This is a genomic window from Paraliobacillus ryukyuensis (assembly GCF_003315295.1).
GTDB classification, from domain to species: Bacteria; Bacillota; Bacilli; order Bacillales; family Amphibacillaceae; genus Paraliobacillus; species Paraliobacillus ryukyuensis.
The window spans coordinates 154,262-168,602 of the sequence record NZ_QNRI01000005.1; the positions used below are offsets into that span (position 1 = coordinate 154,262).

The following is a 14,341-nucleotide window of genomic DNA, read 5'->3' on the forward strand; positions in this document are numbered from 1 at the left end:
ACTTTGGCAATTACGTTTCGACTAATAATTCATACGGATTCTCTACAAATTGTTTTATACGGGTTAAAAAGCCCACTGCTTCCTTTCCATCAATGATACGATGATCATAAGACAAAGCTATATACATCATCGGTCGAACTGCGATCGAATCATCTGCTAAAGCAATTGGACGTTTTTGAATCGTGTGCATGCCCAAGATCGCTACTTGCGGCGTATTTATAATCGGTGTTGAAAATAATGATCCAAACACACCACCATTGGTTATTGTGAATGTTCCTCCTTGAAGATCATTTAATTCAAGCTTTTTGTTTTCCGCTTTTTCTCGTAATACCAGCATATTTTTTTCAATGGAAGCAAAGTCCAATTTATCTACCCCACGTAATACTGGTACAACCAACCCTTCATTGGTCGCTACGGCAATACCAAGATCATAATATTTTTTTAAAATGATATCATTTTCTGCTAGTTCAGCATTTAGCATTGGAAATTCTTTTAATGCAATCACAACCGCTTTAGCAAAAAAGGACATAAACCCGAGTTTCACTCCATGCTTTTGAGTAAATGCAACTTGCTTTTCTGCTCTAATCGCTGACACTTTAGACATGTCAATTTCATTAAACGTTGTAACCATCGCAGTTTGTTGCTTTGCTTCTACTAAATGATTCGCAATCGCCCGACGTCGAGCTGACATTTTGATTCGTTCTGTTAATTTGCTTGTTTCTCGTTCTTCCATAGGTGTGACTTCTTTTTCCCTTAACGATGGGGTTTTTTGGGCGTGTGCTAAGACATCAGCAGGACGGATACGCCCTAACGGATCAGCTGCCTGTATTTGACTCAAATCGATACCTAATTCTCTTGCTCTTTTTCTAGCTGCTGGTGTAGCAACAATATAGTCTTCTGCTCGCTTCGTATAATGGTATGATGATTTTTTACCAGACTCATTAGCGGGATTCACCTGTTCAGCAACTGTTGAATGATCAACAGCCTCTTCAAGTGTTGCAATAATTGTGTTCACCTTCACCTCATCACCAATAGTATATGGTAAATCTACAACTATACCACTTGCTAAGGAAGGTATTTCTATATTAATTTTGTCTGTTTCTAATTCTAAAATGGGATCATCTTTTTTAACGGAATCGCCTATTTTGACAAACATGTCATTAATGGTGCCACCAGTTATTGATTCGGCTAATTCTGGGACTGTTATCTGAATCATTTGCGCACACATCCTTTAAAAAAAGTTATTATTCTTTGCAAAAACCATATTCAGTAGTTATTATACTGGTCACATCTTTCATTGCTGTTTCTAGAATGTATTTTTGTTCCTTTAGATGAACTTTCATATTTCCTACAGCAGGAGAAGATCGATCCCCGCGTCCAACATAAAGTAGCACTACATTTTCATGTAACACACAAGCTATTTTTTCTTTCACAAAGTGCCATGCCCCCATATTTCTTGGTTCTTCTTGCAACCAAATCACTTCTGTTACATCAGGGTAATCAAGCAATAATTCTTGTAATAACGTTTTAGGGAAAGGATAGATTTGCTCAAGTCGGATGGTAGTTAGCCAATTAAACGATTGGCAGTCGTTTAATTCATCAAACTCAACCATTATTTTTCCACTTCCTATAATTAATCGAGTCACTGGTTGATTTGTTTGTTTCTGTTTGGCAATGATCGGTTGAAAATTATCATGGACGAGTGCATCTACATTGGATACTACTTGCTTATGACGCAGTAAACTTTTGGGTGTCATAATAATTAGTGGTCGTGCAGCATCGCTATTCACTAACGATGCTTGCCGCCGAAGTAAGTGAAAATAATTAGCACTTGTTGTGACATTGGCAATAATCCAATTGTTTTCAGCGGCTGTTAATAAAAAACGCTCCATCCTTGCGCTTGAGTGATCTGGTCCTTGTCCCTCGTAACCATGCGGTAGAAGTACAATCATGTTTGATTTTTCTCCCCACTTCGCTCGACCAGCTGAGATAAATTGATCAAAAATCACTTGACCAACATTAGCAAAATCACCAAATTGTGCTTCCCACATTACTAATGTCTTCGGAGCTTCAACACTATATCCATATTCAAATCCTAAAACAGCAACTTCTGATAGTGGTGTGTTATGGATAGCAAACGATGCTTTTGCTTCTGAAATGCCGTGAAGCGGACAATAGGTTTCATCTGAATTGATGTCATGCAATACTAGATGACGATGGGCAAATGTCCCTCTCTCTGTATCTTGACCTGTCAAACGAATTGGAATTCCATCACTTAACACCGTTGCAAAAGCAAGTATTTCTGCCATTGCCCAATCAACAATCTGTTGTTCATCAAAGACCTTCGCGCGTTTTTGCAGTAACCGCTCTAACTTGTTAAAACCAACAAAACGAGCTGGCCGTTTCAATAAATCATGATTGAATCTGCGTAGTTTGTCATAAGTTACATTGGTTTGAATATTGGTTAACTCATTCTTTAAGGCTCCTGGCTCAGATTGTATCCATTCTTCAAACTGATTTTCTTTCATATTTAGATAAATTTCTTGTAATTTGGTGTGGACTTCTTGTCTCCAATTCTCACAATCTGTACTAGTTATTACTTTTGCTGCTTCTAATTGCCCCCGGTAAATATCTACTACAGTGGGATGTTGATCAATCTCTTGATAGGCAAGTGGTTGCGTTGCTCTCGGTTCATCCATTTCATTGTGACCATATCTACGGTAACCAATTAAATCAATTAAAAAATCTTTATGAAATTTCTTTCGATATTGATATGCTAGCTTCATAGCGGATAAACAAGCCTCTGGATCATCTGCATTTACATGAATAATAGGAATCTCAAAGCCTTTAGCAAGATCACTAGCATAACGAGTAGATCGACTTTGTCGATAATTTGTTGTAAAGCCAATTTGATTATTGGCAATTAAATGAATCGTTCCACCAGTCTGATAGCCTTCAATCGCACTTAAATTTAACGTTTCTGCAACAACACCTTGTCCCATAAAAGCTGCGTCACCGTGAATCATAATGCTACACGCCCGTTGCCATTTTTGAGTTGGGTATCCACTTTCAAAACGAAAGTCTTGATGAGCTCTTGTAAATCCTTGGACAACTGGGTTAACGAATTCTAAATGTGATGGATTGTGTGCCAACGTAACTTTTGTAGGAGCAGGTTTACCCTCTCCAAATTGACGTTTCGCTCCAAAATGATATTTCACATCTCCTGTCCATCCATACGTGATCGAACTTGTACTTGATGGTACTAATGTTTTGTCTTGCGCATGATAAAATTCAGAAAAAAGTATGTCAAATGGTTTGCCAAGTATATGGGTAAGAACACTCAATCTTCCTCTATGTGCCATTCCAATCAATACATTTTCTGTATCATCATAAAGCGATTGTTGTACAAGATAATCGAGCATCGGTACCATGCTATCTAACCCTTCAATGGAAAAGCGTTTTTGCGCTACAAATGTTTTTGCCAAGAAATGTTCAAAACCTTCTACATCAATTAATGCCTTTAATAACTGTTGCTTTTGTTCATTGGAAAAAGTAACTTGATAGGTGTTTGATTCAATTTGTTTTTCTAACCATTTACGCTCTTTATTTTGGTTCACATGATCATATTCAAAAGCAATTGTCTTTGCATACGTTTGTGTCAATGCTTGTATGACATCCCAAGCGTTTGTCATCGAAGACGAAGGATTTCCCCAAATAATCTGCGCTGGTAATTGTTTGAGATCTTCAATTGTTAAATCATAAGTTTTTAAATCTATCAACTCATTGTGTCGATGTTTTTTTGTCCCAACTGGATAAATCGTTGCAGACAGATGTCCGAATCGGCGAATCGCATCTGCTAATTGAATCGTAGCTTTTATCTTTTTCGTGGAGTTGGTGTGATCAGATTCATTTCTTTGTGATTTGTAATTAGCTATTCCTGGCCAATTAGGTGCACCGTAAGTATTAAATATTTCTTGAATTGAGGAAGGTACTTGTTTTGGATCTTGTAAAAAAAGTAAATATTGCTCTTCCATATAGCTTCTATTCGCCTGATGAATATTACGCCAGAATCGCTTGTTTGATTCTTTTTGCGTCACTTAAATACCTCCATGTTCCAACGATGTGGTAATTTCTTTTTTCTTACTATAACCTATTCATAATAGCCTTACAATGCTAATGACCGCGAATTATTTGTAAAGATTGTGTGGATTATTCGATGTGATTTAATTGACGGGGGAACGAGGTATGTGTAACGATAAAAGGACTCACCCAATTAATGAATGAGTCTTAAATTAATTACATGGTAAAAGACATTAATAGGATAATGACGATTGGTAAGAAGATAATAAAATACCCTCTTGGATTTGCAAAGTTCAATGTAAACCCAATTCCAAATCGCTTTTCAACAAAAACAGAGGGATCATTGGGGTTAAAGTAGATCAAGCCACCTTTCCAATTTTGATCCTCATCAACATCTTCTATTTGATTGGTTTCCTCTATAATTACCTTTCCTTCTAAATCTGAATCTGCACTACCAACTTTGATAGCCAGTATTAGACTCCCTCCTAATATTAAAATAAAAAAGATTAATGGTGTTATCCAAAGCATTGAATTGCTTACTAAGTTTTCATAAAGTAAATTTAATTGCATGAAGCTAAATAACATTGTCATTAGAATATTCACAACAAGTAAAAACCAACTACTATATTTTCGTAAGTTTAATTGTCTACGTTTAGCAGAGTTAATGTTCGTAGCACTTAATTTTATTCCTGAATTTTTAGTGGCAGCATTAATTCCAAAAAACATGATTTGGATTACAAATAGCATGATTGGTAAGTTTAATACAGTCATCCAACTTTTGGTCGTAAAATCGTCTGGCTGTCCGTTTGGTCCCCAATGAGTAGGAACTTGATTAGGTAATTGATCAAAAACATGAATGGTTAAACCTACAATCGAGATCGTAAGAATGACTGGGATAAAATGAACGACGGAAGGCAGCATTTCATCTTTTAAACGAACCGATAAATCGGCTACTCGAACTTGTTTTACTCCTTCAAACCAGTGTTGCGACTTTTTTACCTTAGTCGTTTTATAATGAAAATAAAAATAAAGCGAAAGGCTAGCAAGAATGAGTACAAAAGGTAAGACGACACCCGATAGAACAAGTTTCGTTTCAGTAATTGAGCCTTGTTTTAATATAAAAAAACGAAGTAACACAATTAATGCGATGAAACATGTAGATATTGCATATCTTCGTTTAAACTGTTTCACCTTTGGATGGTTAGTCTGTTCATAAGGAATGGCAACTCCAAAAACAACTGTACGTTTTACTAAAAAGGGGGCGGCTATTTGAATCAAACTTATAAATAAAATGGTAATGAATAATATGGTAAATTCCATTTCATTCAACCTCCTTGATATTTTTCATTATTTTAGAAACCAAATCATGCAACTTTATTTCATTTATTCCATGTACAAGTGCCTCTGTAACAAGTGGTTTCAATTCGTTGCTTAAGGATTCAAGACGTTCTTCAGAAATATTTTCTTTGTTGTTTGCGATGATAACAGCCCCTTTTTTAGGAACTATTTCAATTATCTCCTTGGAAACAAGTTCATGATAACTTTTGTTTACTGTATGCATGTTCACACCAAGATCCGCAGCCAAAGCTCGAACCGAAGGCAATGTGTCACCTGTCGATAATTCTCCTCTAGCAATCGCTTCCATCACTTGATTACGAAGCTGTATATAGATAGGTATCGACGAAGTTGGTTCAACCGTTAACATTTTCAATCACCTCATTCACCACATTTGTTCTATAAACAGTATAACAGAACTGTTCTATATTGTATAGAACAAAAGTATTAAAAACTAATTTCACACCAAAATCCCGTATCTATACGTACGATACGGGATTAAAAACACATGTATAGTTAAAAAACATTTTCCTAGCGATTTAATAGACTACCTACATAACGCAAAAGTTCATTGGCGGAAGTTGAATTATAACCATATTCATCAATTAACGTAGCAACAACTTCATTCATTTTCTTTAATTGCTGTTCATCTGGTGTTTTTGAAGATGTTGTTATTTTAACGACATCTTTTAAATCAGCAAATAATTTCTTTTGGATTGCTTCGCGTAATCGTTCATGGGATTGATAATCAAATTTTTTCCCCTTGCGTGCATAAGCCGAAATACGGATAAGGATTTCTTCTCTAAATGCCTTTTTTGCGTTTTCCGAAATACCGATTTGTTCTTCAATCGAGCGCATCAACTTTTCATCTGGTTGCATATCTTCGCCTGTTAATGGATCTTGGAGTTTGGTTTGATGGCAAAAAGCTTCAACATTATCCAAATAATTATCCATCAAGGTTTTGGCTGATTCTTCATACGAATATACAAATGCTTTTTGGACTTCTTTTTTCGCTAATTCATCATATTGTTTGCGCGCAATCGAAATGAAGTTCAAGTATTTTTCTTTCTGGTCTTTTGAAATGGATGGGTGTGCGTCAAGACCATCCTTTAATGAACGCAACACATCAAGCGCGTTGATTGCTGTCATCTCTTTTTTAATAATCGTAGAAGAAATACGATTAATGACATACCTTGGATCAATACCATCCATGCCTTCGTTAGAAAATTCTCTTTTCAAAGCTGGTAAATCAGCATCGCTAAAACCTTCGACTGTTTGCCCATCATAGAGATATAATTTTTTCAATAAGCTAATATTTCCTTGTTCTGATTCTTTTAATCGCGTTAATATCGTAAAAATTGCTGCTATATAGAGCGTATGTGGCGCAATATGCACATCACTAATATCACTTTCATCAATCATTTTTTGATAAATTTTTTCTTCAGCACTCAATTTTAAATTATATGGAATCGGCATGACGATCATACGCGAATGTAATGCTTCATTCTTCTTGTTTGCAATAAAAGATCGATATTCAGATTCATTCGTGTGCGCGACAATTAGTTCATCTGCTGAAATTAACGCAAATCGCCCTGCTTTAAAATTACCTTCTTGGGCAAGTGACAACAGATGCCATAGAAATTTTTCATCACTTTTCAGCATTTCTTGAAATTCCATTAATCCTCGGTTTGCTTTATTCAGTTCGCCGTCGAATCGATAAGCGCGTGGATCTGATTCGGAACCGTACTCTGCTAATGTAGAAAAATCAATTGATCCTGTTAAATCAGCAATATCTTGTGACTTTGGATCTGATGGACTAAACGTTCCAATTCCTGTTCGTTTGTCTTCAGAGAAAAAGATACGTTCAATCATAACATCTTCAATTTTTCCGCCATATTCTTTTTCTAAACGCATGGTATTGAGTGGTGAAAGATGTCCTTCGATACGAATTCCATACTTATCTTCAAATTCTTCTCGAAACTCATGCGGAATTAAATGCAATGGATCTTCGTGCATCGGGCATCCTTGAATCGCATAGACAGCACCTTCATCTGTATAGGTATACGTTTCCAGCCCTCTTTTTAATAAAGTAACGATTGTTGATTTACCGCCACTAACTGGGCCCATTAATAACAAAATACGTTTTCTTACATCTAATCGTTTTGCTGCAGGATGAAAATATTCTTCTACTAAACGCTCTAACGCTTCCTCTAAACCAAATATTTGATCTTGAAAAAAGTTATATTTTTTCAATTCTTCTGATTCCTCGATCCCATGGTATTGAATCATCTGATAGATTCGTGAATGAGCAGACTGCGCTAAGTATGGCCGCTCCTTTAGCAGTTCCAAATAATCAGCTAGGGTTCCTTCCCATTTCAATTTTTCTTGTTTTTCGCGATACGCCTTTACTTTTCCTAATATATCCATTAAGTTGCCTCCCTAATTCTTTAGAATAAGCTACTTCTATTTTTATGAGGGATGTCTCCATAAAATGATATAACTGCGATTATGGGCTTAACTTGATGGCGTGTGTTCAAACATTTTATATTATTTTAATTGAAACTTATTATCAATTCTCCTTGACATATGTAATAATATCCATATAATTTTCCTTAAGGAAACTTTTTTAGTTATAGGTAACTAAGTTAGTTAAACGACATTAAAATTGATAGGGGGAAATTAAGCGTGTTAAAGAAAGTTTTTTTCAGTTTATTAAGCATTGTATTTTTAGTTAGTTTGGTGGCATGCGGTAGCAATTCTACAAATGGTGAAGGTACTAGTGAAAGCAGTGAATCAATTAAAGTAGCTACTACCATCGCTCAAATACAAGATATTGTGAAAAACGTAGGGGGAGAAAACGTAGAAGTGAGTAGCTTAATGGGACCTGGAACTGATCCACACACCTATAATGCAGTGCAAGGAGATATTGAAAAACTAAACAACGCAGATGTTATCTTTTACAACGGTTTACATCTTGAAGGTCAAATGGGAGAAATCTTTGAAAAAATGAAAGAACAAAAACCGACGATAGCGGTAGGAGAGAATATTCCTGAAAATCAATTATTAAGTGATCCTGAAGATCCTTCCATTCACGATCCACACGTTTGGTTCAGTGTTGAAAATTGGAAGTACGCCGTTGAAGCCGTTCGAGATGAACTTATTGATTTAGATAAAGCAAACGAAGAAAGTTATACAGAAAATGCGAATGCGTACTTAAATGCGTTAACAGAATTAGAAGGTTATATCAAAGAAAAAGCAGCAGAAATTCCAGAAGAAAGTAGAGTGCTGGTGACCGCTCATGACGCCTTTAACTATTTCGGTGAAGAATATGGATTTGATGTTGTTGGGCTTCAAGGTATAAGTACAGAATCTGATTTTAGTGTTAGTGATGTACAAAAAATTGTCGATACACTTGTGGATCGCGACATCAAAGGTGTTTTCGTTGAAAGTAGTGTCAATGAACGCTCGATTAACGCAGTAGTAGAAGGCGCGAAAGAAGCAGGACATGAGGTTTCTATCGGTGGTGAATTGTATTCCGATGCTATGGGAGAAGCAGGAACAGAAGAAGGCACGTATGTAGGGATGTTTAAGCATAATATTGATACCATCGTTGATGCGTTAAAATAACGTGAATTTTTGCGTAGAGAAGGCACAGTCTGTCCTTTCCCTACATTTATTATACTAGTATGAAAATGGAGGAAACATAATATGAACGCCATTACTGTGCAACAATTAACAGTAGTTTATGATAAACAACCCGCACTTGAAGATGTCTCATTCCATGTACCAAAAGGATCACTCACTGGTATTCTTGGACCGAATGGTGCGGGTAAATCCACCTTGATTAAAGCAATGCTTCATCTTATTCCCAGAAAATTTGGACATGTGAATGTCTTTGGCAAACCCTATACCGAACAAAAACATCTAATTGGGTATGTACCACAACGACGTGAGGTAGATTGGGATTTCCCTACAAATGCACTTGATGTTGTATTAATGGGAAGATATCGACAAATAGGTTTCTTTAAACGAGCTAAAAAAGAAGAAATTAGTTGGGCGAAACAATGTTTAGAAAAAGTTGGTATGCTTGCTTATGCCAACCGACAGATTAGTCAGCTTTCAGGGGGGCAGCAGCAACGCGTTTTCCTTGCACGTGCGTTAGCGCAAAATGCAAGTATCTATTTTATGGATGAGCCATTTGCTGGCGTAGATGCGCAAACAGAAAAAGCGATTATTCAGTTGATGAAAGAATGGAAAAAAGAAGGGAAAACCGTGCTTGTTGTCCATCATGATTTACAAACAGTGGAAGATTATTTTGACCACGTCCTGTTGCTAAACAAGAAGCCAATTCAATATGGAGAGACGCAGCGCGTGTTTAATTTAAATAATTTGGAACAGACTTACGGTGGGAAAATTTCCTTTCTTGAAAAATCACCAGTTTTGATTCAAGGAGGTGAATAAGGTGCTAGATTTCTATCAATCTTTTTTATCTAGCGCCAATGTCCGTTGGGTATTAATCGGTAGTTTAATACTCGGTTTTGCAAGCGGAATGATTGGAAGTTTTGTATTACTAAAAAAACAAAGCTTGATTAGTGATGCAATGTCACACGCTGCGCTTCCGGGTGTTTGTATTGGTTTTATGATTTTCCAAGAAAAATCGTTACCTATTCTTTTGGTTGGTGCTGCTGTTACAAGTTTAATTGCAACACATGCGATTCAAGTAATTGTTAATCATTCGAAGATTAAATCAGACGCTGCTATTGGAATTGTCATTTCAGTTTTCTTTGGATTTGGTATTGTATTATTGACATATATCCAACAAAACTTCACGAGTGACCAGGCTGGACTAGATGCATTTATTTTTGGTCAAGCCGCCTCATTGGTTCGAAGTGATGTACAATTAGTTGCTATCAGTTCACTTATTCTTGTTCTTATCACAACAATCTGCTTCAAAGCATTTAAGATTAGTATTTTTGATCCTTCCTTCGCCAAGAACATCGGTATTCATGTGCGTTTTTTCAATGGTTTATTGTTAGCGTTAGTCGTTGGGATTGTTGTAATAGGCATCCAAATGGTAGGTGTGGTTTTGATTGCAGCATTATTAATTACGCCTGCTTTAGCAGCAAGATATTGGACGGATAACCTGACTGTCATGGCCTGGTTAGCTGGTGTATTTGGTAGTATTTCTGGCTTGATCGGTGCTATTACTAGCACTTTATTTAGTAATTTACCAACAGGACCAATGATAGTATTAAGCGCGTCTGTAATATTCTTTATTAGTTTACTAATCGGACAGCGTAAAGGATTATTTTTAAGGGCGGTGAAAGTCAGATGATGTACACGTTTTGGATTATTCTCACGGGCTGTCTCGTTGGATTAACTTGTGGAATAGCTGGATCTTTACTAGTCCTACGTAAAATGTCTATGATTGCGGATGCCATCAGCCATACCGTATTGTTGGGGATTGTAGGTGCTTTTTTTGTTAGCCATTCATTAAATGGTGTACCAATGTTAATTGGTGCATCGGTGGTTGGTTTATTAACTGCTTATCTTGTAGAAGTACTGAATAAATCAGGGGTGCAATCAGATGCTGCAATTGGCGTTGTCTTCACTTCTTTATTCGCATTAGGTGTTATCTTAATTTCTCTCATTGGCGACCAGGTTCATTTAGACACCAATCATGCGTTGATGGGCGAAATTGCCTTTGTACCATGGGATACAATGATGATAAAAGGGCAATCTTATGGCCCTCAAGCTGTGTGGATGCTCGGTTTTGCTTTGATCGCTAACGTACTACTTATCACGTTATTCTATAAGCAAATCAAAATGTCTACATTTGATCCACAGTTCGCTACATTAGTTGGTGTACCGTTAACTTTTATTCATTACTTACTAATGACAATGGTGTCATTTTCAACAGTAGCCTCATTTAACAGTGTGGGAGCAATTTTAGTAGTTGCTATGCTTATTGTACCTGGTGCCACTGCTTATTTACTATCGGAGCGATTTTTACACGTTATCCTTTTAAGTGGTGTAATTGGTGTAATAGCCGCTTTGCTGGGCTATGGTTTTTCTATATTATTAAATGTTTCCATTGCTGGATCGATGGCAACGATGACAGGTTTATTGTTTTTACTTGCTTTTCTATTTAATCCAAAAAACGGGTTAATAATTAAAAAGTTAAGTACGCATTATTAAGAGGCAAAAGTCAATCAAAAATAGGCATGGAATTGGTGCTTACCCTCAAAAGTTAGTTTTCTATTCTAAACTTTCGGGGGCGGTAGCATCATTCTCTAGCCTATTTTTAATGCATATTTGGAAATCTTTGTTGTTTTAATACATCATAAGCAATGATTGCAGCTGTGTTGGATAAATTCAGGGAACGAACTTTATCATTCTGTGCCATTTGAATTCGCAAGCACCTGTCTTCTTTCCCCACTAAAAGCGGCTTTGGAATACCATTGGTTTCTCTGCCAAAAACAAAAAACAATTCTTGCTTTGCATCACTGAAATCAAAATCACTGTAATATTTGGAACCAAAATTTTCAATATAATAAAATTCACCAGCTGGATTAGCTTCATACAATTCTGCTAATGAATCATGGTAAAGGATGTTAACATCATGCCAATAGTCTAAGCCCGCTCGACGAAGCATTTTATCATCTGTTGAGAACCCCAGTGGGTGAATGAGATGTAATGTTGCGTTCGTTGCTAAACACGTTCGTGCAATGTTGCCTGTATTTGCTGGAATTTCAGGTTGATATAGTACAATATGTAAACCCACTTTTTTCACCTCTAAAACAATAATAACTAAATTATTATAGCATACTTTCTAACTTATTGTTGAGAAGTTTGATCAGTTCACGCCAATTTGAAAAAACTTATACTGACATTCAGGTGTCCAAGCATAAGAGTCCTCGTAACTCCAATAACGATGACGACTGTTATTGGTATGAGCATTCACTAATGGCATCCCTTCTTGATCTTTCATCACAACAATAGTATTGTGATTCCATTTTCCATCCCCCTCAAAGTCATAGCAAATGACATCTCCAGGTAAGAGTTGGTTTGCGCTGTCCACTTCTTTTCCTTTTAATCCTTGCGGCGAACCACTAAGATACCAGCGTAAGGAATGAGCAACTGCCCAGCTATAAGACCAATTGTTATCGCGATACCACCAACCTTTTGCTCGGTCTGGATAGCCACGCATGGGAGCCCCACCAGCATGCAACGCTTGTGAAACAAAGTTCGTACAATCAACATCAAACTGCTTATACGCTGGATTATAATCATCCCACCAGCGCTCTGCATAATTTACTGCCGCTCTTCTGTCATAGTTGAAACGTTGGTTTGAGAAGCGATCGTTTTTGGCAATGGATCTTTGTTCTATTTGCTTAGGTTCATTAGAAATAGGAGTCGTTACTAGTTTGTCTTCGATCAATTTTCCTTTGTAAAATATTGCTTGATGTTCACATAATTGTTCTTCATGATAAAAAAAGTGCGCTTGCCGAACTAGAAACGTTACACGAAGTAAGTAGTTTACTCTTACTTCGTGACGTTCTAGTCGCAAGCGACCAATAATTGCTCCAGTACCAGATATATGTGGTATATGATTCCCTCTCTGGCTATGGATTTGTTTTTTATATTGAACCCAATTATCCACTTTATTATCTTTATTAGTTGGATCCAGTTGTATTTCCCAGTATTTTGTAAGTTCGTTTGCTAACGTCATCATCATTCCCCCTTCTATTCATACTTATGCGCAAATAGCAGGGAACATGTAGTTAGGTTACTTGGGTATAATAAGCTAAACCTTTTTCCATTTCATGCAATACTTGTTCATCTTGTTCGTTTGTTTGGGCTTGTTTTATTGCTGCTAAACCATCTTCTGTTCCTATTTTACCAATCGCCCATGCAGCAGTTCCTCGTATTACTGGTCGTGGGTCTTCCTTCATCAAACGAATAAGCTCTGGTATCGCTGTTGTTTCTTTATAATGTGCTAAAGCAATAATAGCGTTTCGTTGAATTGGTTTTTTCCCTCGCCAAGAACCTGCCATAGAACCAAATCTTTCCTTGAACTCTCGATTAGATATCGAAAGAAGTGGAAGGAGTTCTGGCTTGACTAGGTCGGGTTCTGGTTCCAGTTCAGGATGTAAATGCGTATCGACTTGTTTATTTTTCGGACAAACGACTTGGCAAGTATCAAAGCCATATAATTGATTCCCCATAATTTCACGATACTTGTCTGGTAAAAATCCTTTCGTTTGCGTGACAAAAGCAATACAATTTTGAGCATTCAATCGACCTGGTTCTACTAATGCCCCCGTGGGACAAGCATCAAGACATTTGGTACAATCTCCACATCCATCATCTACTGGTTCATCTGGGGGGAATGGAATATTGGTAATCATTTCTCCCAAATAAACATAGGAACCAAATTCTGGCGTAATAATCATGGTATTTTTCCCACTAAAACCAATACCCGCTCGTTCAGCAACCGCCCGATCGGAAAGTTCACCTGTATCTACCATGGACCGAGACTCAAAACCAGCAATTTTTGAAGCAATAAAAGTACTTAATTGCTCCAGCTTTCCATTTAGCACATGATGATAATCCAATCCCCAAGAAGCACGACAAAAATTGCCCCGGCGGGAACCTTTCTTATTCTTTGGCGGATTTTTCATTCGAGAAGGATAGGCAACTGCAATCGCAATAATCGACTGTGCATCCGACAAATGCAGGGTTGGTTCTGTCCGCTCTTCAATGGTACCTTTTTCAAATCCAGATTGGTAGCCAGAATCTTGTTGTAATTTCAATCGCGATTTCATTTCAGCAAACTCATTCGCTGCTGCAAAACCAATCTTATCAATACCAATTGATTTACCGTACGCGATAATTTCCTCTTTCAATGTTTCATATGCCATAA

Annotated in this window: 12 protein-coding genes; 4 read left to right on the plus strand and 8 right to left on the minus strand. The window is 37.0% G+C overall.

Annotated features, from left to right (window positions below):
* Positions 1 to 10 precede the first annotated feature (10 nt).
* The 5 genes from sucB to DES48_RS09515 form a co-directional block, all read right to left on the minus strand.
* Positions 11 to 1,216, minus strand: a complete 1,206-nt coding sequence (sucB, locus tag DES48_RS09495) for a dihydrolipoyllysine-residue succinyltransferase (protein WP_113868736.1) — start codon at positions 1,214 to 1,216, stop codon at positions 11 to 13.
* 28 nt (positions 1,217 to 1,244) lie between these two features.
* Entirely contained in the window at positions 1,245 to 4,097 is a 2,853-nt protein-coding gene (locus DES48_RS09500; protein WP_113868738.1) for a 2-oxoglutarate dehydrogenase E1 component, read from the minus strand.
* A 199-nt stretch (positions 4,098 to 4,296) separates the two neighbouring features.
* A complete protein-coding gene (locus tag DES48_RS09505) occupies positions 4,297 to 5,400 on the minus strand; it encodes a DUF1648 domain-containing protein (protein WP_113868740.1) in 1,104 nt (367 codons plus the stop codon).
* Between the two features lies 1 nt (position 5,401).
* The gene (locus DES48_RS09510) at positions 5,402 to 5,785 is read right to left on the minus strand and encodes a GntR family transcriptional regulator (protein ID WP_079709053.1); all 384 of its coding nucleotides are present in this window, start codon (positions 5,783 to 5,785) and stop codon (positions 5,402 to 5,404) included.
* Positions 5,786 to 5,946: 161 nt separating this feature from the next.
* Positions 5,947 to 7,842, minus strand: a complete 1,896-nt coding sequence (locus DES48_RS09515) for a PrkA family serine protein kinase (RefSeq protein WP_113868742.1) — start codon at positions 7,840 to 7,842, stop codon at positions 5,947 to 5,949.
* A 258-nt stretch (positions 7,843 to 8,100) separates the two neighbouring features.
* On the opposite strand from DES48_RS09515, the gene DES48_RS09520 reads away from it, so the two are divergent.
* From DES48_RS09520 to DES48_RS09535, 4 genes are all read left to right on the plus strand, one after another.
* The gene (locus tag DES48_RS09520) at positions 8,101 to 9,042 is read left to right on the plus strand and encodes a metal ABC transporter solute-binding protein, Zn/Mn family (RefSeq protein WP_113868744.1); all 942 of its coding nucleotides are present in this window, start codon (positions 8,101 to 8,103) and stop codon (positions 9,040 to 9,042) included.
* A gap of 81 nt (positions 9,043 to 9,123) precedes the next feature.
* Positions 9,124 to 9,876: a metal ABC transporter ATP-binding protein gene (locus tag DES48_RS09525; protein ID WP_079709050.1), complete on the plus strand. Its 753-nt coding sequence runs from the start codon at positions 9,124 to 9,126 to the stop codon at positions 9,874 to 9,876.
* Between the two features lies 1 nt (position 9,877).
* Positions 9,878 to 10,750, plus strand: coding sequence for a metal ABC transporter permease (locus DES48_RS09530; protein WP_113868746.1), 873 nt, complete (start codon positions 9,878 to 9,880; stop codon positions 10,748 to 10,750).
* Positions 10,747 to 11,613, plus strand: coding sequence for a metal ABC transporter permease (locus DES48_RS09535; RefSeq protein WP_113868748.1), 867 nt, complete (start codon positions 10,747 to 10,749; stop codon positions 11,611 to 11,613). Before DES48_RS09530 ends, DES48_RS09535 begins: the two co-directional genes overlap by 4 nt.
* 106 nt (positions 11,614 to 11,719) lie before the next feature.
* On the opposite strand, the gene DES48_RS09540 is transcribed toward DES48_RS09535, so the two are convergent.
* The 3 genes from DES48_RS09540 to queG all read right to left on the minus strand — a co-directional run bounded on the left by DES48_RS09540 (position 11,720) and on the right by queG (position 14,339).
* Positions 11,720 to 12,199, minus strand: a complete 480-nt coding sequence (locus DES48_RS09540) for a tRNA (cytidine(34)-2'-O)-methyltransferase (protein ID WP_113868750.1) — start codon at positions 12,197 to 12,199, stop codon at positions 11,720 to 11,722.
* 72 nt (positions 12,200 to 12,271) lie between these two features.
* Positions 12,272 to 13,147 carry an amidase domain-containing protein gene (locus DES48_RS09545; RefSeq protein ID WP_113868752.1) on the minus strand — a complete coding sequence of 292 codons (876 nt, stop codon included), beginning with the start codon at positions 13,145 to 13,147 and terminating at the stop codon, positions 12,272 to 12,274.
* 52 nt (positions 13,148 to 13,199) lie between these two features.
* A complete protein-coding gene (gene queG / locus DES48_RS09550; protein ID WP_113868754.1) occupies positions 13,200 to 14,339 on the minus strand; it encodes a tRNA epoxyqueuosine(34) reductase QueG in 1,140 nt (379 codons plus the stop codon).
* Positions 14,340 to 14,341: the final 2 nt, after the last annotated feature.

Coding starts and splice junctions, on each gene's coding strand:
- DES48_RS09505 (WP_113868740.1), bottom strand. CDS start 5,400: ATGGAATTTACCATATTATTCATTACCATTTTATTTATAAGTTTGATT.
- sucB (WP_113868736.1), bottom strand. CDS start 1,216: ATGATTCAGATAACAGTCCCAGAATTAGCCGAATCAATAACTGGTGGC.
- DES48_RS09515 (WP_113868742.1), bottom strand. CDS start 7,842: ATGGATATATTAGGAAAAGTAAAGGCGTATCGCGAAAAACAAGAAAAA.
- DES48_RS09510 (WP_079709053.1), bottom strand. CDS start 5,785: ATGTTAACGGTTGAACCAACTTCGTCGATACCTATCTATATACAGCTT.
- DES48_RS09545 (WP_113868752.1), bottom strand. CDS start 13,147: ATGACGTTAGCAAACGAACTTACAAAATACTGGGAAATACAACTGGAT.
- DES48_RS09525 (WP_079709050.1), top strand. CDS start 9,124: ATGAACGCCATTACTGTGCAACAATTAACAGTAGTTTATGATAAACAA.
- DES48_RS09535 (WP_113868748.1), top strand. CDS start 10,747: ATGATGTACACGTTTTGGATTATTCTCACGGGCTGTCTCGTTGGATTA.
- queG (WP_113868754.1), bottom strand. CDS start 14,339: ATGGCATATGAAACATTGAAAGAGGAAATTATCGCGTACGGTAAATCA.